This is a genomic window from Marinomonas ostreistagni (assembly GCF_016461785.1).
In the GTDB taxonomy this organism is placed as follows: domain Bacteria; phylum Pseudomonadota; class Gammaproteobacteria; order Pseudomonadales; family Marinomonadaceae; genus Marinomonas; species Marinomonas ostreistagni_A.
The window spans coordinates 1-17,845 of record NZ_JAEMUH010000018.1 but is presented as its reverse complement, the minus strand read 5'-3'; the positions used below and the strand labels follow the sequence as shown (position 1 = coordinate 17,845).

Sequence of the window (17,845 nt, the reverse complement as noted above, 5' to 3'; positions counted from 1 at the left end):
ACGCTATAGGTTTAGTTCTTTTGCCAGCTCATCTGCTGGTAAGTACCCTGGGATGAATTTACCATTATCTAAAATAATACTTGGCGTCCCTCGCACCCCTACAGAATTTCCAAGACGATACTGGCTAGCTATAGGGTTAGTGCATTTATTCTCTGGAACCTCACGACCAAGTTTCGCCTCGGTCATCCACTTTTTCGGATCATCAGAACACCAGATATTCACCATGGTGTTATACGCTTCAGAACCGATTCCAGCACGTGGATAAGCTAAGTATCGTACCGTAATACCACGCTCATTAAGGTCTTCAATCTCTTTGTGTAACATGCGGCAGTAACCACAATCGACATCAGTGAAAACGGAAATATGAGCTTTTTCATCTTTCGCCTTGAACACGACCATCTCAGACTCAGGCAATTGCTCAATCTTCGCCAGCTTCTTCTGTTCTGTTTCATTAATTAGCTGTTTCTCTTGGACTTGGTACATATCACCCGCGACAAAATACCGACCATCTGGCGTTACATGAAGAATTGGCCCGTTATTCAATGTCACGACATACAACCCACTGCCCACATGCTGCTCAATGGATTCGATTGAATATTGCGGCAAGGCGTTGGCCATTGCGGCTTTGACTTCTTGTTCCCCAGCACTTGCTTGCATGACACTGAACAGTGTTAAAGCGGCAACTGCAGCTTGCTTGATTACCCGTTCCATACTGACCTCTGAATATCATAGTTCGCCTATTAGGCCATCATAAGCTGATGAAGTTCCATAAAAAAAGGCGACCTAAGTCGCCTTTTTTTAATTCTACGGAGAAATTAACGCTTAGCCAATTTCTCTTTGATACGTGCAGATTTACCTGAACGATCACGTAGGAAGTAGATTTTCGCTTGACGAACGTCACCGCGACGTTTCACTTCAATGCTATCAACTAGTGGGCTGTAAGTTTGGAATGCACGCTCAACGCCTACACCACTAGAGATTTTGCGTACAGTGAACGCAGAGTTTAGGCCACGGTTGCGTTTTGCAATTACAACACCTTCGTAAGCCTGTAGACGCTCACGAGTACCTTCTTTAACTTTTACTTGAACAACAACAGTATCACCAGGACCGAAAGCCGGGATCTCTTTTGTCATTTGTTCTGCTTCTAGCTGTTGAATCAGCTTAGTTTTGTTGCTCATGGATGTGACTCCTAATGAATATGGTTTCTTATCAGCGCGAAGGTTTAACGTTCTGATAAGCTCGCGATTCTTACTCTGCCGAGGTTGAAACTTCAGTCTCACGAATAAACTCTTTTAACAACTCTTGCTGTTCCTTGTCCAACTCAAGGTCTTGCAGGAGGTCAGGCCGACGTTGCCAAGTTCTTCCGAGCTTTTGCTTTAATCGCCAGCGCCGTATCGCCTCATGGTTGCCGCTAAGTAGTACAGGTGGTACAGGTTCACCTTCAAGTACCTCGGGGCGAGTATAGTGAGGGCAATCAAGTAATCCATCGGCAAACGAATCTTCGTCTGCAGAGGCTTGCTTACCAAGCACTCCCGGCACCATGCGAAAGACAGAGTCCATCAACACCATAGCCGGTAACTCTCCACCACTTAGGACAAAGTCGCCGATTGACCATTCTTCATCAACTTGAGATTGAATCAAACGCTCATCAACGCCTTCATAACGGCCTGCTACCAGAATAAATTCTGCTTCTTTAGCAAGCTGTTGCACGCCTTCCTGTGTGAGCGTGCGCCCCTGAGGGGATAGATAAATAACTTTTGCATTGGGAACCCATTGTTTAGCGTTCTCAATCGCATCTTTTAGGGGCTGAACTTTCATCAGCATCCCTGGGCCACCACCATAAGGACGGTCATCGACCGTTTTGTGCTTGTCATGCGCAAAGCTTCTTGGATTAAAAAAATCCACTTCTACTATGCCGAATTTTACTGCTCTGCCCGTTACACCATACTGGGTAATGGCTTGAAACATCTCCGGAAACAGCGTTACAACACCGATTCGCACGCTAGGCCTCGTCTGATCTATTTAGAAGTCTGGATCCCAATCCACAACCATTTCTTGTTTTTCCAAATCAACATTTAGAATAAACTGATCTGGTGCATAGGGGATCAAACGCTCTTCACGATCATAACTCCCCTCACAAGCTCGTACCACTAGCACATCGTTTGCGCCAGTTTCCATCATTTGTGAGACTTTACCTAGAAGAACACCCTCTTTGGTAATCACCTTCAGACCTTCAAGCTGTGACCAGTAATATTCACCGTCTTCAAGCTCAGGAAGATCCTTTGCATCAATATAGATATCCTGACCACAAATCTCTTTAACAAGATCACGATCGTTATATCCTTTAATTGCTGCGACCAAACCGCGCCCTTGGGTACGACCTTGGCTTAATTCTACGACCTTCCACCCACTAGGAGTTTTCAGCCACCAATGCTTGTAATCAAAGATCCCAACCATTGGATCGGTGTGCGAATATAATTTCACCCACCCTTTAACACCATAAACTGATGTAATGCGTCCAACTACAAGCGCCTGCTCAGGAGCTTTCGCCTGTTTTACAGTAGACATAGCATTACCTCAGTATTAAGCGTTTTTGCCAGCTTCTTTAACAAGCTGAGCAACACGGTCAGAAAGCTGAGCGCCTTGGCCTACCCAGTGATTAACACGGTCTAGGTCTACACGTAGACGTTCTTCTTGACCACGTGCAACTGGGTTGAAGAACCCTACACGTTCGATAAAACGACCATCACGAGCACGGCGGCTGTCAGCCACGTTCAAGTGATAGAATGGGCGCTTCTTAGAGCCACCACGAGAAAGACGAATAGTTACCATATGATTGGTTCCTTATTGCTTAACGAAACACCTCTTGTTAGGCTCTTTATGAGTCCTACTACAAGAAGGCGGCATATTCTAGTCGATTCAACAGCAAAACAAAAGGGCGAATTGATCGCCCTTTAAACATTTTTTTCATTCTAAGTACATGTTTTAGAATTTCGGAAAATTTCCACCACCAGGTAAACCGCCTGGCATCATGCCTCCAAGGCCACGCATCATTTTCTTCATGCCGCCTTTAGAGCTGAATTTCTTCATCATCTTTTGCATTTGCTTGTGCTGCTTAAGTAGACGATTTAAGTCTTGAATCTGCAAGCCTGCCCCCGCAGAAATACGCTTTTTACGCGAGCCATTGATCACATCAGGGTTGCGGCGCTCTGCAGGTGTCATAGAATTAATCAGCGCTTCCATTTGCACGAACATTTTATCGTTCACTTTATCTTGGATATCGCCTAGCTGCCCCATACCCGGCAACTTATCTAACATAGACGTCATACCGCCCATGTTTTTCATCTGCTGTAACTGTTCGCGGAAGTCCTCTAGATCGAAACCCTTACCTTTTTTCAGCTTGCCAGCAAGTTTTTCAGCTTTATCCTTGTCGATCTTCTGCTCAGCCTGCTCGATCAAAGACAACATGTCGCCCATGCCAAGAATTCGAGACGCTAAACGATCAGGGTGGAATGGCTCTAGGGCATCGGTCTTCTCACCCACACCCAAGAACTTGATTGGCTTACCTGTAATATGACGCACTGAAAGTGCAGCACCACCACGCGCATCACCATCGGTCTTGGTTAGAATGACACCCGTTAATGGAAGAACATCGCCAAACGCCTTAGCAGTATTGGCAGCATCTTGACCAGTCATGGCATCCACGACAAACAGTGTCTCTACCGGATTAATCGCACCATGCAGCGCTTTAATCTCCGCCATCATGTCTTCGTCAATCGCCAGACGACCTGCGGTATCGACGATCAACACATCTTTGTGGGCCTTTTTGGCCACGTCGATAGCATTGTTTGCAATATCAATCGGCTTCTGAGAAATATCACTTGGAATGAAATCCACACCGATATCATTAGCAAGTGTTTCTAACTGCTTGATCGCAGCAGGGCGATAAACGTCAGCACTGACCACCGCAACCGATTTCTTCTGGCGCTCTTTCAAGAATTTCGCCAACTTACCTGCCGAAGTCGTTTTACCTGCACCCTGAAGACCTGCAAGCAAAATAATCGCAGGTGGTGTGGCACGAAGATTTAATTCATCGTTCGCTTGCCCCATGACCGCTTCTAATTCTTGCTTAACGATCTTCAAGAAAACCTGGCCAGGGCTTAAGCTGCGTGTTACTTCTGTACCGACCGCACGCTCTTTCACCGCATTAATAAAGTCTTTTACCACGGGCAACGCGACGTCAGCTTCCAACAACGCCATGCGCACTTCACGCAATACATCTTTAATATTGTCTTCGGTGAGTTTGGCACGACCACGAATTCGGTCTAAGGATGACGTTAAGCGTTCTGATAAATTGTCAAACATGTTGCCCTCAAAAAATTGCTCTAGATGGAAAAAACCGCGTTATTCAGTTTATCCAAGGTGAAATTGACTTTATTATAACGAAGATTTGATCGTCACCCTATAGTTTTAATAAGTGGATCGCCGTTACATGACACATCTATCGCTCTGGTTAGCTTGCATTTTATCTATCACTGCAGGTGGGACTTACTATCTACGTCCAAGCATACGCACGACACAAACGCTTGGTGCGATTGCAATTGTCGTTCATACCATGGCCTTAATTCAGCTGCTTGGTAGCAAAGATGGCTTTGACTTCTTAACGATTGGCCTATTAATCGCCTTAATCGGTAATTTGCTATTATGGTTTAGCAATCGGGATAAAGACCTTTCTTTACTGCTTTCGATCGCGTTTCCACTCGCCTCGATTATCATTGCTCTAAATGCTATTGAGCCTTGGAGTTTACAACAGCTCCATAGCTCATCCCTCGGCACCTCTATGCATATATTAATCGCATCAGTTGCTTACAGTTTATTCACAGCAGCTTGTGGCGTCGGTATTTTGCTTGCCATCCAAGAATACCAACTCAAACATCATCGTTTAAAACAACTACTTCGCGTTCCGCCACTACAAGTATTAGAGCGATTAATGTTTGAATTTATTTGGGCGGCGTTTGTCTTATTGAGCATCACGATCGCAACAGGTTTCTACTTTATTGAGGACATGTTTGCTCAGCACCTTGTGCACAAGACGGTTTTCACTATTGCATCTTGGTTTGTTTTTGCTGGTTTATTAGGTGGCAGGTTGTATTTAGGGTGGCGCGGCCAACTGGCGGTCAAACTGACATTGAGCGGCTTTGTTCTGCTTATGATTGGCTACTTTGGCACCCAAATAGCGGTAGAAATTATCAATAAATGATCAGGATATTTGACAGGGCTTGCAGCAAACCTAATAATCCGATCAGATTCTATAATTGAGGCATAATTTTTTTGAACGAAGTTCCCTTAAGTATTCTAGGCGGAATACTGTTTTTTCTAATCATTTTATCTGCATTCTTCTCTAGCTCCGAAACAGGTATGCTGTCGATCAACAAGTATCGACTCAAGCATCTTGTTAAAAGCGGGCACCGCTCGGCTAAGAAAGCCAGCAAATTATTAGAACGCCCTGACCGTCTCATCGGCGTTATTCTGATTGGTAACAACTTCGTTAACATTCTCGCCTCCGCAATCGCCACCATTATCGCTGTGCGGATTTGGGGCGATGCAGGGGTAGCAATCGCAACAGCAGCTCTGACATTAATCGTTTTGATTTTTGCCGAAGTGACACCAAAAACGATGGCAACCATCCACCCGGAAAAGATAGCCTTCCCTGCATCTTGGGTATTAACCGTACTTTTGAAGGCACTTTATCCGCTGGTTGTTATCGTCAACACCATGTCTAATGGCCTAATGCGTCTAGTCGGCGTTAAACATGTTCATGGCAACCATGACAAATTGGGGTCAGAAGAACTTCGCACCGTTGTTAATGAAGCAAGTGGCCTGATCCCCGCTGCTCACCAAGAGATGCTATTGTCCATTTTGGACTTAGAAAAGGTCTCTGTTGAAGACATTATGGTGCCGCGCAACGAAGTAATCGGTATCGATATCGAAGATTCGATTGAAGAGATCATTCAGCAAATTTGTGACTCTCGACACACTCGCATGCCTGTTTACAACGGCGAGATAAACAAAGTCATCGGCATCCTTCACGCTCGTCATGCAGCGCAATTCCTTCGTGAAGAAAACCCTTCTAAAGCAGCACTTTTAAAAGCAACATTGGAACCGTACTTCATTCCAGAAAGTACTTCTATTAACACGGTGCTATTAAACTTCCAGAAAGATCACCAACAAATGGGGATCGTCGTGGATGAATATGGCGATGTTCAAGGTATTGCAGCTCTCGAAGATATCTTAGAAGAAATTGTGGGCGAGTTCACACCGCCACAAGAGGATGAAGAGGAAGAGATCACGCTACTAGATGATGGCTCTTTCCGCATCGAAGGTTCGACCCACATTCGTGACATAAATAAAGCGCTAAGCTGGCACCTACCGACTGATGGCCCAAAAACACTTAATGGTCTCATTATTGAGACATTGGAGTTTATCCCGGAGCACCCGATCAGTCTTTGGGTCGATAATTACATGATTGAGATTCAAGAAATCGAAGATAAAGTGGTTAAGTTCGCGCGCTTAGAACACAAACGCTAACAGGTGACATTATGAGATTTTGCCCGAAATGTGGTCATCAGGTGAATATGGAAATCCCCGCTGGAGATAACCGCGAGCGCCCTGTATGCCCTAGCTGTGAATTCATTGATTACGACAATCCCAGAATGATCACTGGCACGATCCCACTTTTTGAGGGCAAAATCTTACTCTGTAAGCGCAGTATTGAGCCGCGCTTAGGCTACTGGACTCTTCCTGCTGGCTTTATGGAAAACGGCGAAACAACATTAGAAGGAGCTTTGCGTGAGACCCTTGAAGAAAGTGGCTCGCAAGCCATTGCTAAGCAACCCTTCTCGATGATCAGTATTCCGCATGTCAACCAAGTTCACTTGTATTATTTAGCAGAGCTTGCACAAGCGGACTTCCACCCCACATCTGAAAGCTCAGAGGTGGAGTTGTTCGAGCTGGATAATATTCCATGGGGAGAACTTGCTTTCAGCAGCGTCACCAAAACGCTGGAATATTTCCTAGAAGATCATAAAACTGGCCAGTATGGTTTTCATGAAGATAAAATCCTCGTTAACTCTCAATAGCAATTAAATGATAAGCCACTTCTTCGTAGGGGTGGCTTAGTTTCAGTGCTTTTACCACCCCATCTTTGAATTCCTTAAGCAACACCATCTCTACGCGATATTCGTCTACCGCCTCTAACAGACCAGACTGTCCAATAAAGGGATTAGCCATATCAGATGGCCGAAACTGCCCTTGTCCTTTCACTTGCCAACAACAGGCTTCATATTCACCTATTTTGCCAGCACCCGCGGCAAACACCGCCTCTTTAACGATTTCCAAGTGCGTTTCTGGCACATAAAACACCAATGAATACATCACAACCCCTTTCTATCACTTGTAACTCACTACTCTAAAGCAGCCCCATTTGCTCACTTTGAACAGGCAAAGCGATCTGCGACGAATAACCCGCCAGCGAGGCTTGTAGCTTTTCATCTAGCCAGCTTGCCAATGTCGGTGCCGCTATGTTGTCTGAGGAGTGCACAAACACCGTAGGCTCACGCCCCTCTTCTAGCCATTGTGACAACTTCATCACCCATTGATCTAACCAAAAATGGTTACGCTCCAGATCAGGGTGACCAATAAAACGTATAACTGGATGAGAAGCTGTTGCCGCTACATGACAAGGCACCCGAGGCTTTTTACGCTGAGCATCAATCAAGCTTTCACAATACGCCTCTGTTGAAAACACAGGTCGCGAATCCATTACGACTTTGTCGCACTGGGCATTTGCCAACAGACGCAATAACGCGCTTTCGTTTTCAGTTTTATCAAAAAACTCCAAACTGCGCACTTCTACGCTCAATGGCGTAGACAGTGTCCATCTCGCACAAAGTTCAGAAATCAACGGTAAGTGTCGAGGCTCAACAGTTGCAGGAAACTGCAACATAGTGGGTCCTAGCAAATGACTTATCGGCCTCAGTAACGCCTGAAAGTCTGCCCAAGCCTTATAGCAATCAGCTTCCCCCACTTCTTCAAACTGATGTGAAATATGTCGCGGCACTTTGAACACAAAGCGAAAATCATCATCAACTTGAGATGCCCAACGCTCGATCTGCTCAGGTGCCACATCCGTATAAAATGTACTGCCAACTTCGACGCTCTTGAAATATTTAGCGTAATGCCTCAGCCGTGCACCGGTTGCTTCTGAACGCGGATACAGATAATCCACCCAAGCAGGGTGCTGCCATTGAGCCATACCGTAGCGAATCACGTTACATTGACTCCACGTACTCTATCAGTTCAATGAAATACGTCTTCTCACCGCCTGCACGGCGCAATAGCACTTCATCCCCTTCGCGGCGCTTTAACAAGGACTTAGCCACCGGAGAATCCATACTGATGTAAGCCTCATTGTGATCAATCTCATCCGGCCCAACAATACGAAAACGCTCTTGGTTCCCTTCTTCATCTTCCAGAGTGACCCAAGCGCCAAAAAATACAATGGAGCGATCTAGCGGTAATCGATCAACAACCGTGCACTGATCTAAACGCTTCTCAAGGTAACGTACACGGCGATCAATCTCGCGCAATTGCTTCTTACCATATATATATTCAGCGTTTTCAGAACGATCACCTAGCTTCGCTGCATCGCTCACACTTTGAGTCACTTCTGGACGTTTCTCCTTCCAAAGATACTTAAGCTCAGCCAAAAGCTTGTCTGCGCCTTCTTTTGTAATGTAGGCACCTTTTGGAGCGCCCGGCGGACGGTATCTACTCATAAATTCTCTCTACTATCTTCTATCTAATAAACCTTTATACGCTCGACAAACAAAAATGGCGCTACGAAGGCTCGTAGCGCCATTTTAAATCCTAAGCATAAATTAGTCTGCTTTAGATAAATGCACATCCATTTGAGGGTAAGGGATACCTACACCATTTTCATCAAATGTGTACTTCACTTTCTCTAGTAAGTCAGATTTAAATTGAAGCAAGTCACTTGAGTTCACCCAAGCACGAACACTGAAATTTACAGAACTGTCCGCCAACTCAGAAACAAAAATCGCATAAGCAGGATCTTTAAGAACTCTCTCATCACTGTCAAGAATCCCTTTCATCAAGTCACGTGCTTGACGAATATCAGCATCGTAACTAATACCGATCGTTAAATCCAAGCGACGTGTCGAATGTGCCGAGAAGTTAATAATGGTGTCATCCATAACCGATGAATTCGGCAAAATCACACTGCGATTATCCAATGTCTTAAGATAAGTATGAAACAGCTCAATACGATCGACTGTCCCCATTTGCCCACCAACTTCAACAAAATCGCCTGTTTTAAATGGACGTAACAGAATGATCAACACACCTGAAGCAAAGTTTGACAATGAGCCTTGTAGCGCTAAACCTACGGCTAGACCTGCAGCACCCAGAATCGCAATAAACGAAGTGGTCTCAACGCCAATTTGCCCAAGCGCCATTAACACGATACCAGCGAACATCAAGGCGTATAGAATGCTTGATGCAAAGCCAGCGACAGCCTTGTCTACTTTAGAGTGCAGTAAACGTTTTTCTATCCAACCAGATATTTTCTTAGCAATCATCTTACCGATAAAGAAAATTAGAATGCCGACTATAATCGCAACACCCTTTTCGGTTAACCAAGGTAGCCACTGACTCCCTTCATCTAACAAATTTGTTAATTCATCCATATATCTCGTTCTCTCTTTATTAATTAAGCTAAGTAGTCAACCCGATGTCGCCAGTCTTCAAGAAGATCTTGCAAAATCGTCAAACCTTTTTTCGAAAAAACCACGTAACTTTGGCCACTTTTCATGACAGTATTTATCACATGCTCATCATCAACTTCAATGCAGGTATAGCGTAACATCTCAATTTCCGTATCGTAACGCACAGTCATACCAATAAAGACATGCCAGTCTCGCTCTAATAAATCTCCAGCAACCGCTTGCTCTAGTAAGCGTACACACCCTAAACGATCAATCTGATAATAAGGCATGCGCTGTTTATACTTAATAAAGAATACTAGAATAGAAACAAATAAAACGAAGCTTATGATGACTGCGAGAATAATTTGGGCCATCGTTAGTCAAACTTATATGCTAACAAATAGGTTTTCGCTTGGCGCAGTTGCTCTAGATGTTTAACTTCCAAAGCCTCCATTTCATCACGATATTTACGTCGTGCTTTCAGTGGTAGCTCGTTCCATTGTTCGTGAGTAGGAATATGCTGCGTCCCCTCTTCGATCGCATAGATTGCCTGGACATATTCATGCTCTGACAAATCGACGCTCAATTGATCGAGAAGGTTCTTTACACGAATCGACGCCTCTGTCCAGGTTAACTTCTCGTCAGCCTCTACAGCCTGCATTATTACCTGAATGCTCTCGATGCGCTTGGCACGTTCTTCTTGTAAACGCAGCTCTCCTGCTTTAATCCGTTCATCACGCGCACGATTTTGCTTCAGCTGTTTTGATATAAAGTAGATAGATACTCCCATCACAGAAAAACACACTGCTAGGGCAATTAAAAAGGCACTGATCGACATACGTCTCCCGAAGTTTCAAAACTGTAATAGCTACATTCTACACGGGGTTCAAGCAACGATCAGCAAAAGAAGGGAGTTAGGGCATTGGCTATTTTAGAGACCACAGCCATGCCCTCTCGTATCAATCTTTATCCTGCATGATATGACGATAAGCAATAACGCCAAACCAAGCCATAAAGACTGTACACAAAGCAATCACAATGATACTACCGATTACCACACCATCCATTAACATAGCAGCCTCCTCTCTAACATTAGCGCTAAGGTTAGATTAGTTGCCGTACACCTAAAAATGGCTGATACAAATCAGTTTACTCACCTGCTACTTGCAAAACATCTAATAAAGGGTGATACAAGTCAGGGGTTGCCGCCAGCAAAAATTCACCATTGATCTTTTTTGGCCACTTTGAGTTTTGCTCATGAAAGTGCCCCACGATTGCCCCAGCTTCTTCTGCGATTAATGCTCCTGCCGCCATATCCCAAGGTTTTACCGTCTCGTAATAGGCATCCATCTGCCCCCGTGCCACCGCACACAAATCCAATGCAGCTGAGCCATTTCGACGAATATCTTGGCAACGAGATAATACTGCCTGCAGCTGCTCAATTAGAGTTGGAAGTGTCTCTTTGTTGTAAGGAAAGCCCGTTGCTACAATCGCATTACGAAGGTCACTACGTTGGCTAACTTGAATAGGTTCACTATTTAACCAAGCTCCTTGGCCTTTCACAGCAGTATAGGTTTCCTGCAAAAATGGGGCGTGTACAACACCGACCCAACGCTCACCTTGGTAATACACCGCAATAGACACCGCCACATGTAACAAACCTTGTGCGAAATTGATCGTGCCATCAATCGGGTCGATCACCCAAACTGGAACACTTGCACCCTGAGCGAAGGCCAGGTCAGGCGAGGACTCTTCCGATAATATCAAATGATCAGGGAACGTTTGACGTATGTTTTCACAGAGATATTCATCAATTGCTATATCGGTCGAGGTCACTAGTTCATGCCCAGACTTATATTCCCGATCAAAATTCGATTTTTGGCGCGCCTCAATCATCATAGCACCAGCATGCTTTGCCCAGCTTTTTGCATAGTTATGCCATTCATTTACCGTTACGTCATCCATGATCCACCTCCTTAAGCAAATCGAGCTTGAAGCCAAGCAGCAATATCTGCCACCTGTTCAGGGCACACTGAATGCGGCATTTGATAAGTATTGTATTCCAACATATAGCCCAGCTTTTCCAATTGCGTTCTTGCTCGAACAGCCAACTCTGGCGCTACGACAGGATCAAACGAACCATGGTGTATCAGTAATGGTGTCTCACCATTGGCACTATCGTTTGCGCTTGGCACGGTTGCCGAATCTGCCAAGTAAGTCGACAACGCCATCACACCTGCAAGCTTCTTCTTACCATACAAAGCGACCTGATAAGCAATCACCCCACCTTGAGAAAAACCCGCGATAACAACGTTTTCATTAGGGATACCTTGAGCAGCCAACCCATCAAGAATCTCGTCAATCTGCTCGGCCGATTCTCGAATGTTATCCATGTCCACTTTGCGATCAAGGGACATTTCAAGAATGTCGTACCATGCTCTCATCTTCATTCCACCATTAACCGTAACTGGACGGATTGGCGCATTTGGAAACACAAAACGAATCGCTTTGTTAGAAAGCCCCAATTGCGGAACTAATCCTTCAAAGTCGTGACAATCTGCTCCAAGTCCATGCAACCAGATGACTGCAGACGTTGGATTTTTAGCTGTATCAACAGTGATAAATTCAAGTGTTTGTGACACCTTAGTCTCCAAAAAAAAATAGGCTATCGTTTAGCACAATAGCCTACCACAACTCGATAAATGCCAAGCAAAGTTAATGAGACTTAGGAAGAATTGTTTCAATAATCGTCTGGTCTTTATCCAAAACAAATTGAACATCAGCTTTTTGCAACATTGAACAAATCATATGACGAGTGATGCGTTCGTAATATTGCATAAAGCCTTTAAGGACCTCTGGCGACATTACCTTTAAGTCCAAGGTATCAAGAATACCGCCATGGATATCATGAAGATGCGCCTCTAAAATACGTTCCTGTTTATTTCGCCAATCATAGACCACATCAAAACTTGGTGGCTGCATCCACATAGATATGTCAACCAAATCAAATAACTGCTTATAATCCTCTTTAAGATGGCGATTAACTTCACTGCGCCATATTGCTCGAGAATCTTTCTCCTTTTCCAGAATATTTATTGGTTCGACAAGATGCTCTTCTGGCATTGCCTGCGCGCCAACACACCACCCTTCGAAGAAAATAATATCCACCGGTCCTGCTACTTCTTGCCATCTATGAACAGGTTTGCGGTCATCTAAGGATTTATCAAAGGTCGGCACATACATCACCTCACCGGACTGTAGGTTCTTTAAGCGACTAAATATGTTTAGTGCTAATTCAACATCGTGGGTCCCAGGGACCCCTCGTGTCGAAAAAAGAGAGTGTGCTTGGTTGGCATATGACTTTCGATCAGATCGCTTCAAATATAAATCGTCTAAACTGACAACAATCGAGTTCAGATCAAATCCTTTCGCTAAAATATGGCTAACAACGGTACAGAATGTCGTCTTACCACACCCTTGTGGACCACCCAATCCAACAATGATAGGACCATGTTTAGGCTTAGATTGCTGAGCAATCCAGCGAGCAAAGGGCAAATAGAGGTCATCAATTCTATTTGCTAGAGACTCATCAGCGTACAATCCCTTAAGTGTTTGCTCGACTTCAAAACGCAAACGTTCTGCTAATGAGGCTGGTAGATTATGAGCCTGACTGAGCAAGCTTAATTCCAAGGTATTCATCATACGCCACCTCCCGCATCATCGATGCAATAATTATAGATGGAGTTTGTTTTTTAACCACAAGGAAACCGAAAAACTGGATTAATACCGCAAGTCGAATCACCTTACACACAGAAAAGAGTGATGTTTAAACAAAATTACTTCAAGATCCCCCCTTAAACACCGTAAACTATGCTGTGAGGGTGAATTTTAAGGCGAACATATGCGCTTTATAAGTTATTGTGGTTGTACTGGAGGAAACTTAATGACATTTAAAAGCCGCTTAATCATGTTGACATGCAGCATCAGTTTATTGTCAGGTTGCGTCGTTACACAACCATCTTCCGCTGTGTGTACGTCCACTTCACCATGTGTCGATGGTATGGCTGGTGTAGCACGGGCATCTAACAATAACGATCAGCCTTCTCGAGAAATTGAAGTCATTGATGTGATACCAAGAGATCCTATTATTATAAATGCCACGGGGTACTCAGCTCCGATTAGCAGTAAGAGCTTATCTAAAGCTCAAGCACGCCTGATGTCTCTACGTGGATCAAAATTAGATGCTTATCGGAACTTATCAGAAAGGGTCTATGGCATCAGTTTAGATGGCTCAAGCTCGCTCAGTAATATGATGATGCAACATGATGAACTACGAGCTTACGTCAATGCTTACTTGGTAGGTGCTAAAGTGATTTCGCAAAGAGAATTAGAGGATGGCACCTTCGAAACGGTTGTCGAATTAGCACTGCAGGAAAACTTTAGACAATGCGCATCCTCTCCTGCAGAAATCCGCTCAAACCCAAATTGCCAACTCACAAAGCGTAGCTCAACCACAGCAGCCACACCGAAAAAACAACCTTCCAGCTTTTACAGCGTGCAATAGATGAAGATATGGATTTTACTGGCCACAGCACTTTTCTCCAGCATTACTTACGCACAAGTAATCAGAGCTGATGGACAGGCAATAATATACAATCAAGATATCAGCGATGCCCGATACCGCGCTACCCAGCAAGCCATCAAGCAGGCATCTCTGCAAGCCAGCGCTCAAGTTAGAAGTGTCGACTCTCTGACAAACGGCTCATTAGGCTCAAGCACATCGATTCAATCGGCTAGTCAAGCTCAAGATGTAAAAATCATATCAGAACAAGTGATTGATGATTTACTCACTCTCACCATAGAAGCTGACATCACTCCCGAAAGCATGTGCGACAATGGGTCAGTGAACCCCTACCGGAAGTCGGTTGGAATCACCGGTTTTGCTTTACAAACGCCACAACAAGCCACCCTTGGCGCTTTACATAATATTGGCCGCGAACTCCCAAAAAGCCTCGCAGATGCTATAAATCAACAAGGCTATCTGCATGCTTTATCAGCGACTAATATCAGTGTTTATCCTGACTTAATCAATGCTCCGACCTCAGCAAATAATGATGGAACATTAACGGATGTCGCTCGCATCGGTGAAGACCTTGGTGTTCAATATGTAATCAGTGGTGTTATTCGAGATATTGGCGAACTGTATCCGAAGCATCCCAATCAAAAGACCCCCTTAAACTCACTTTTGAGCTGGGCAAACAAAGAAGATGACCAGCGTAAATTCATTCTTGATATATATCTTTATGATGGCTTTAGCGGTGCACTCATTTTTCAACACCGTTATGATGAAATTGGCAAATGGGACACGAAAGAGACAAATAAGATTGGCTTCGGAAGTGCGCAATTTTGGCAACTCCACTATGGTAAAGTTGTAGCCCAAGTCCTAAAGGATATGTCTATTGATGCAAGCGATGACCTAAGTTGTCAGCCTTTTGTTGCCAACATTTTCCGTACTGAGAGCAATAGAGTTTACCTCAATGCTGGCGCCTTAGCAGGCATCAAGAAAGGTGATCAATTCCAAGTGTTTCGCCGTTATGAGATATTTGACCAACTACAGAATGCACAAACACAGCTCAACAATGCCAATATCAATGTTACAATTACCCAAGTACAACCTAACTTTGCCATTGGTGAGCTAGCGGTTGAGGCAAGAATTTTAAATGTACAACAACAAGATGTTGTGATTGCTTGGTAAAACCATAAAATCAATTTCACAATATTCGTTATTAGGATAGAAGCAACATGAACAACGAACTACTGCATCACTTAGAACAACGTATTAATGCCGCTGTTGAAGAAATCTCGACTCTTCGTCAACGTATTTCTGAGTTAGAAATGCAGAACTATGAACTCTCAGAAGAACGCGACGAAATAAAGTCTCAGCTTTCACAACATACTGAGCAGCAGACAAATTGGGAAAACAGCCTTAATCAAATGCTAAGTAAGCTAAACCAACTGGATTAATATACCCTTTATGAAAAAATTTGTTACAGCGGCACTGTTGACGGGTGCTACCAGCGCATTTGCCGCTGGACAATTTTCTCCTCTTATTAGTTATGAGCTGGTTTACAGTGAGCCATCTACTGCAACCAGCAACACAGCCAGTATGATCAACACCTCTATGCAATACACTTTCCCTAGAAGTCTATCAGTCTATGGCGGTTTCTCTTTTATTCTTCGCGACAGTTTTGAGACAGCAGCTCAAGCTGGGGCTCGTTTTTACACACCAAACCCATTGTTTTATGTAAATGGTAAAATGCCTGTTTGGACCTATGTTGGGCTAGGAGCTAACTTTTTAGATAATGTTGCCTTTTATCCCGAAGCAGGCTTCCGAATAGGCATCAATGATGACACGCGCGTTGATGTTTTTATGAAGGTGTATAACAGCAATGATACTGCCTACGACAAACATGCCACTGTAGGCATTGGATTGACATTTTAACATCATGAAATGGTTTGCTTTAATCATCATCTCAATCGTTGTAATTAACGTATATCGCTGGACAGATAGCAGCGTGAACACTGCAGTGATACTACCTACTACCCAGCAACTGAATGAAATGGTTGGCCGTGAAGGCACTCCTAAAGTCCCTTTACGACTAGTCGATGCAGGAAATTAATTTATGGACCGCTTAATAAAAGCACTTGAAGACCGAATTGCACTGCTCGTTGAAGAGCTAACAGATGCAAGACAGGAAATCGAGCAATTAAAAGCAGCCGTCCCTCATGATCAGATCAGTACACCAAGTGATGCGTCACTGGACTTACTGTCTTCTATGAGTCACAAACGATCAACAGAAGAGCAGCTTCAGCTTTACATCGAAGACAGCTTAGATTTACTCTCGCCGGAAGAGGAATCGCCTTCAACTGTTGATGACACTCAAACAAATTTTAACTTTGACCTTCTACATAATGCTTTTGAAGATCAACCAACTGAAGAACTTACAGACACTAAAGACTCTCCTATGACTACTGAACAACAAGCCATGAATACCGCTGATATCAAAGACACTGCTGCGACAGAAGTTGAGCAAGCTCCAGAGCAAACTAACTCCCCTGAAACGGCAACACTCAGCACAGAGGAGAAGCGTCGACAAAAAAATCAAAAGAACAACCGTCGACTTATTAAATTGTTGGAAGAACGCTATCCAAAAGCATTTGACTGGAACAACCCTCGCCCACTGAAAGTCGGTATAGACAAGGATATGGTTCTAGATGAGCAATTCAATGCCAGCAAGCAAAAACGCGCTATGGCAGCCTACACTCGCTCAGATCGCTATAAAAAGTGCCTACTATCCGGTCAACCTCGTATCGATCTAGAAGGCAATGCAGTGAGCAATGAGCCAGCTCTCCCTAACGCCAAGAAACCTGCTGAAAACAAAAAACCTATGCCTAAAAGCAACAAAGGCAAACGCCCACAAGGCAACTCAACACAGCCAAACAAGGGTAAGGGGCGTCCTAGCAACAAAGCTCAGGCTCAGCCTAAACAAGATCCTCAATTCGATAACCTTTCAGCAGAAGAGCGTATGCAGGCCAAACTTACGCAACTTCTTAATAAAAAATAGAAAAAAGGCTTTACAACGCATTGGGGCATAGATAATATATGCCCCGCTGCTGTGGAGGGGTTCCCGAGTGGCCAAAGGGAGCAGATTGTAAATCTGCCACGAAAGTTTCGGTGGTTCGAATCCACCTCCCTCCACCATTTCTCTTATCTGTCCATATATCTAATTTCCCTATATATATCTCACACCTTTTTATTATCCAATATCAATTGGCTCGAATACCTCAAATCAAAAAAAAAGACACACCGTAAGCCGTAAGCCGTAAGCCGTAAGCCGTAAGCCGTAAGCCGTAAGCCGTAAGCCGTAAGCCGTAAGCCGTAAGCCGTAAGCCGTAAGCCGTAAGCCAGGATATATTGACCTTAGACCTCAGCAAACTCAACTAAAGCAGAAAGCAGAAAGCAGAAAGCAGAAAGCAGAAAGCAGAAAGCAGAAAGCAGA

The 17,845-nt window shown here is 44.2% G+C and carries 25 protein-coding genes and 1 tRNA gene; 10 read left to right on the top strand and 16 right to left on the bottom strand.

Features of this window, described 5'->3' with window-relative positions; all coding sequences use genetic code 11:
- Positions 1-3: 3 nt before the first annotated feature.
- From JHD44_RS16540 to ffh, 6 genes are all read right to left on the bottom strand, one after another.
- Positions 4-711: a thioredoxin fold domain-containing protein gene (locus tag JHD44_RS16540; protein ID WP_199463874.1), complete on the bottom strand. Its 708-nt coding sequence runs from the start codon at positions 709-711 to the stop codon at positions 4-6.
- A gap of 104 nt (positions 712-815) precedes the next feature.
- Complete coding sequence (gene rplS, locus JHD44_RS16535) at positions 816-1,178, bottom strand: 50S ribosomal protein L19 (protein ID WP_133564973.1); 363 nt, start codon at positions 1,176-1,178, stop codon at positions 816-818.
- Between the two features lie 70 nt (positions 1,179-1,248).
- The gene (gene trmD, locus JHD44_RS16530; RefSeq protein ID WP_199463873.1) at positions 1,249-2,001 is read right to left on the bottom strand and encodes a tRNA (guanosine(37)-N1)-methyltransferase TrmD; all 753 of its coding nucleotides are present in this window, start codon (positions 1,999-2,001) and stop codon (positions 1,249-1,251) included.
- A gap of 21 nt (positions 2,002-2,022) precedes the next feature.
- The gene (gene rimM / locus JHD44_RS16525) at positions 2,023-2,568 is read right to left on the bottom strand and encodes a ribosome maturation factor RimM (RefSeq protein ID WP_199463872.1); all 546 of its coding nucleotides are present in this window, start codon (positions 2,566-2,568) and stop codon (positions 2,023-2,025) included.
- A 15-nt stretch (positions 2,569-2,583) separates the two neighbouring features.
- Positions 2,584-2,832: a 30S ribosomal protein S16 gene (gene rpsP / locus JHD44_RS16520; RefSeq protein WP_133564978.1), complete on the bottom strand. Its 249-nt coding sequence runs from the start codon at positions 2,830-2,832 to the stop codon at positions 2,584-2,586.
- Positions 2,833-2,985: 153 nt separating this feature from the next.
- The gene (gene ffh, locus JHD44_RS16515) at positions 2,986-4,365 is read right to left on the bottom strand and encodes a signal recognition particle protein (RefSeq protein ID WP_133564979.1); all 1,380 of its coding nucleotides are present in this window, start codon (positions 4,363-4,365) and stop codon (positions 2,986-2,988) included.
- Positions 4,366-4,492: 127 nt separating this feature from the next.
- Here ffh and JHD44_RS16510 point away from each other — a divergent pair, with 127 nt between their 5' ends.
- The 3 genes from JHD44_RS16510 (at position 4,493) to JHD44_RS16500 (ending at position 7,139) form a co-directional block, all read left to right on the top strand.
- On the top strand, positions 4,493-5,260 hold the full coding sequence (locus JHD44_RS16510) for a cytochrome C assembly family protein (protein ID WP_199463871.1): 768 nt from the start codon (positions 4,493-4,495) through the stop codon (positions 5,258-5,260).
- A gap of 71 nt (positions 5,261-5,331) precedes the next feature.
- Positions 5,332-6,588: an HlyC/CorC family transporter gene (locus JHD44_RS16505; protein WP_199463870.1), complete on the top strand. Its 1,257-nt coding sequence runs from the start codon at positions 5,332-5,334 to the stop codon at positions 6,586-6,588.
- Between the two features lie 11 nt (positions 6,589-6,599).
- The gene (locus JHD44_RS16500) at positions 6,600-7,139 is read left to right on the top strand and encodes an NUDIX hydrolase (RefSeq protein WP_199463869.1); all 540 of its coding nucleotides are present in this window, start codon (positions 6,600-6,602) and stop codon (positions 7,137-7,139) included.
- On the opposite strand, the gene JHD44_RS16495 is transcribed toward JHD44_RS16500, so the two are convergent.
- From JHD44_RS16495 to JHD44_RS16450, 10 genes are all read right to left on the bottom strand, one after another.
- Entirely contained in the window at positions 7,126-7,434 is a 309-nt protein-coding gene (locus tag JHD44_RS16495) for an NGG1p interacting factor NIF3 (RefSeq protein WP_199463868.1), read from the bottom strand. The genes JHD44_RS16500 and JHD44_RS16495 overlap by 14 nt on opposite strands.
- Before the next feature lie 34 nt (positions 7,435-7,468).
- Positions 7,469-8,329: a DUF72 domain-containing protein gene (locus JHD44_RS16490; RefSeq protein ID WP_325097112.1), complete on the bottom strand. Its 861-nt coding sequence runs from the start codon at positions 8,327-8,329 to the stop codon at positions 7,469-7,471.
- Position 8,330: 1 nt separating this feature from the next.
- A complete protein-coding gene (gene greB, locus JHD44_RS16485; protein WP_199463867.1) occupies positions 8,331-8,837 on the bottom strand; it encodes a transcription elongation factor GreB in 507 nt (168 codons plus the stop codon).
- Between the two features lie 102 nt (positions 8,838-8,939).
- Positions 8,940-9,767 carry a mechanosensitive ion channel family protein gene (locus JHD44_RS16480; RefSeq protein ID WP_199463866.1) on the bottom strand — a complete coding sequence of 276 codons (828 nt, stop codon included), beginning with the start codon at positions 9,765-9,767 and terminating at the stop codon, positions 8,940-8,942.
- Positions 9,768-9,790: 23 nt separating this feature from the next.
- Entirely contained in the window at positions 9,791-10,159 is a 369-nt protein-coding gene (locus JHD44_RS16475; protein ID WP_199463865.1) for a hypothetical protein, read from the bottom strand.
- Between the two features lie 2 nt (positions 10,160-10,161).
- Positions 10,162-10,623, bottom strand: a complete 462-nt coding sequence (locus JHD44_RS16470; RefSeq protein ID WP_199463864.1) for a DUF2489 domain-containing protein — start codon at positions 10,621-10,623, stop codon at positions 10,162-10,164.
- A gap of 121 nt (positions 10,624-10,744) precedes the next feature.
- A complete protein-coding gene (locus tag JHD44_RS16465) occupies positions 10,745-10,858 on the bottom strand; it encodes a DUF3149 domain-containing protein (RefSeq protein ID WP_133565054.1) in 114 nt (37 codons plus the stop codon).
- A 76-nt stretch (positions 10,859-10,934) separates the two neighbouring features.
- Complete coding sequence (locus JHD44_RS16460) at positions 10,935-11,750, bottom strand: inositol monophosphatase family protein (RefSeq protein ID WP_199463863.1); 816 nt, start codon at positions 11,748-11,750, stop codon at positions 10,935-10,937.
- Between the two features lie 11 nt (positions 11,751-11,761).
- Complete coding sequence (locus JHD44_RS16455; protein WP_199463862.1) at positions 11,762-12,427, bottom strand: alpha/beta hydrolase; 666 nt, start codon at positions 12,425-12,427, stop codon at positions 11,762-11,764.
- Positions 12,428-12,500: 73 nt separating this feature from the next.
- The gene (locus JHD44_RS16450) at positions 12,501-13,487 is read right to left on the bottom strand and encodes a hypothetical protein (RefSeq protein WP_233402244.1); all 987 of its coding nucleotides are present in this window, start codon (positions 13,485-13,487) and stop codon (positions 12,501-12,503) included.
- Between the two features lie 241 nt (positions 13,488-13,728).
- Here JHD44_RS16450 and JHD44_RS16445 point away from each other — a divergent pair, with 241 nt between their 5' ends.
- From JHD44_RS16445 to JHD44_RS16415, 7 genes are all read left to right on the top strand, one after another.
- Positions 13,729-14,349: an LPP20 family lipoprotein gene (locus tag JHD44_RS16445; protein ID WP_233402242.1), complete on the top strand. Its 621-nt coding sequence runs from the start codon at positions 13,729-13,731 to the stop codon at positions 14,347-14,349.
- Positions 14,350-15,540 (top strand): flagellar assembly protein FlgT, encoded by a 1,191-nt coding sequence (locus JHD44_RS16440; protein WP_199463861.1) that lies wholly within the window; start codon positions 14,350-14,352, stop codon positions 15,538-15,540.
- Positions 15,541-15,587: 47 nt separating this feature from the next.
- Entirely contained in the window at positions 15,588-15,809 is a 222-nt protein-coding gene (locus JHD44_RS16435) for a cell division protein ZapB (RefSeq protein WP_199463860.1), read from the top strand.
- A 10-nt stretch (positions 15,810-15,819) separates the two neighbouring features.
- Complete coding sequence (locus tag JHD44_RS16430; RefSeq protein ID WP_199463859.1) at positions 15,820-16,287, top strand: hypothetical protein; 468 nt, start codon at positions 15,820-15,822, stop codon at positions 16,285-16,287.
- A gap of 4 nt (positions 16,288-16,291) precedes the next feature.
- Positions 16,292-16,465, top strand: coding sequence for a hypothetical protein (locus JHD44_RS16425; RefSeq protein ID WP_199463858.1), 174 nt, complete (start codon positions 16,292-16,294; stop codon positions 16,463-16,465).
- Between the two features lie 3 nt (positions 16,466-16,468).
- Entirely contained in the window at positions 16,469-17,410 is a 942-nt protein-coding gene (locus JHD44_RS16420; RefSeq protein WP_199463857.1) for a ProQ/FINO family protein, read from the top strand.
- A gap of 53 nt (positions 17,411-17,463) precedes the next feature.
- A tRNA-Tyr gene (locus JHD44_RS16415) sits at positions 17,464-17,547 on the top strand.
- Positions 17,548-17,845 lie beyond the last annotated feature (298 nt).

Excerpts from the sequence above, each read along its gene's own strand:
- JHD44_RS16540 (WP_199463874.1), bottom strand. The coding sequence starts at position 711 with ATGGAACGGGTAATCAAGCAAGCTGCAGTTGCCGCTTTAACACTGTTC.
- rplS (WP_133564973.1), bottom strand. The coding sequence starts at position 1,178 with ATGAGCAACAAAACTAAGCTGATTCAACAGCTAGAAGCAGAACAAATG.
- rimM (WP_199463872.1), bottom strand. The coding sequence starts at position 2,568 with ATGTCTACTGTAAAACAGGCGAAAGCTCCTGAGCAGGCGCTTGTAGTT.
- rpsP (WP_133564978.1), bottom strand. The coding sequence starts at position 2,832 with ATGGTAACTATTCGTCTTTCTCGTGGTGGCTCTAAGAAGCGCCCATTC.
- ffh (WP_133564979.1), bottom strand. The coding sequence starts at position 4,365 with ATGTTTGACAATTTATCAGAACGCTTAACGTCATCCTTAGACCGAATT.
- JHD44_RS16510 (WP_199463871.1), top strand. The coding sequence starts at position 4,493 with ATGACACATCTATCGCTCTGGTTAGCTTGCATTTTATCTATCACTGCA.
- JHD44_RS16500 (WP_199463869.1), top strand. The coding sequence starts at position 6,600 with ATGAGATTTTGCCCGAAATGTGGTCATCAGGTGAATATGGAAATCCCC.
- JHD44_RS16495 (WP_199463868.1), bottom strand. The coding sequence starts at position 7,434 with ATGTATTCATTGGTGTTTTATGTGCCAGAAACGCACTTGGAAATCGTT.
- greB (WP_199463867.1), bottom strand. The coding sequence starts at position 8,837 with ATGAGTAGATACCGTCCGCCGGGCGCTCCAAAAGGTGCCTACATTACA.
- JHD44_RS16480 (WP_199463866.1), bottom strand. The coding sequence starts at position 9,767 with ATGGATGAATTAACAAATTTGTTAGATGAAGGGAGTCAGTGGCTACCT.
- JHD44_RS16475 (WP_199463865.1), bottom strand. The coding sequence starts at position 10,159 with ATGGCCCAAATTATTCTCGCAGTCATCATAAGCTTCGTTTTATTTGTT.
- JHD44_RS16470 (WP_199463864.1), bottom strand. The coding sequence starts at position 10,623 with ATGTCGATCAGTGCCTTTTTAATTGCCCTAGCAGTGTGTTTTTCTGTG.
- JHD44_RS16465 (WP_133565054.1), bottom strand. The coding sequence starts at position 10,858 with ATGTTAATGGATGGTGTGGTAATCGGTAGTATCATTGTGATTGCTTTG.
- JHD44_RS16460 (WP_199463863.1), bottom strand. The coding sequence starts at position 11,750 with ATGGATGACGTAACGGTAAATGAATGGCATAACTATGCAAAAAGCTGG.
- JHD44_RS16450 (WP_233402244.1), bottom strand. The coding sequence starts at position 13,487 with ATGATGAATACCTTGGAATTAAGCTTGCTCAGTCAGGCTCATAATCTA.
- JHD44_RS16445 (WP_233402242.1), top strand. The coding sequence starts at position 13,729 with ATGACATTTAAAAGCCGCTTAATCATGTTGACATGCAGCATCAGTTTA.
- JHD44_RS16440 (WP_199463861.1), top strand. The coding sequence starts at position 14,350 with ATGAAGATATGGATTTTACTGGCCACAGCACTTTTCTCCAGCATTACT.
- JHD44_RS16435 (WP_199463860.1), top strand. The coding sequence starts at position 15,588 with ATGAACAACGAACTACTGCATCACTTAGAACAACGTATTAATGCCGCT.
- JHD44_RS16430 (WP_199463859.1), top strand. The coding sequence starts at position 15,820 with ATGAAAAAATTTGTTACAGCGGCACTGTTGACGGGTGCTACCAGCGCA.
- JHD44_RS16425 (WP_199463858.1), top strand. The coding sequence starts at position 16,292 with ATGAAATGGTTTGCTTTAATCATCATCTCAATCGTTGTAATTAACGTA.
- JHD44_RS16420 (WP_199463857.1), top strand. The coding sequence starts at position 16,469 with ATGGACCGCTTAATAAAAGCACTTGAAGACCGAATTGCACTGCTCGTT.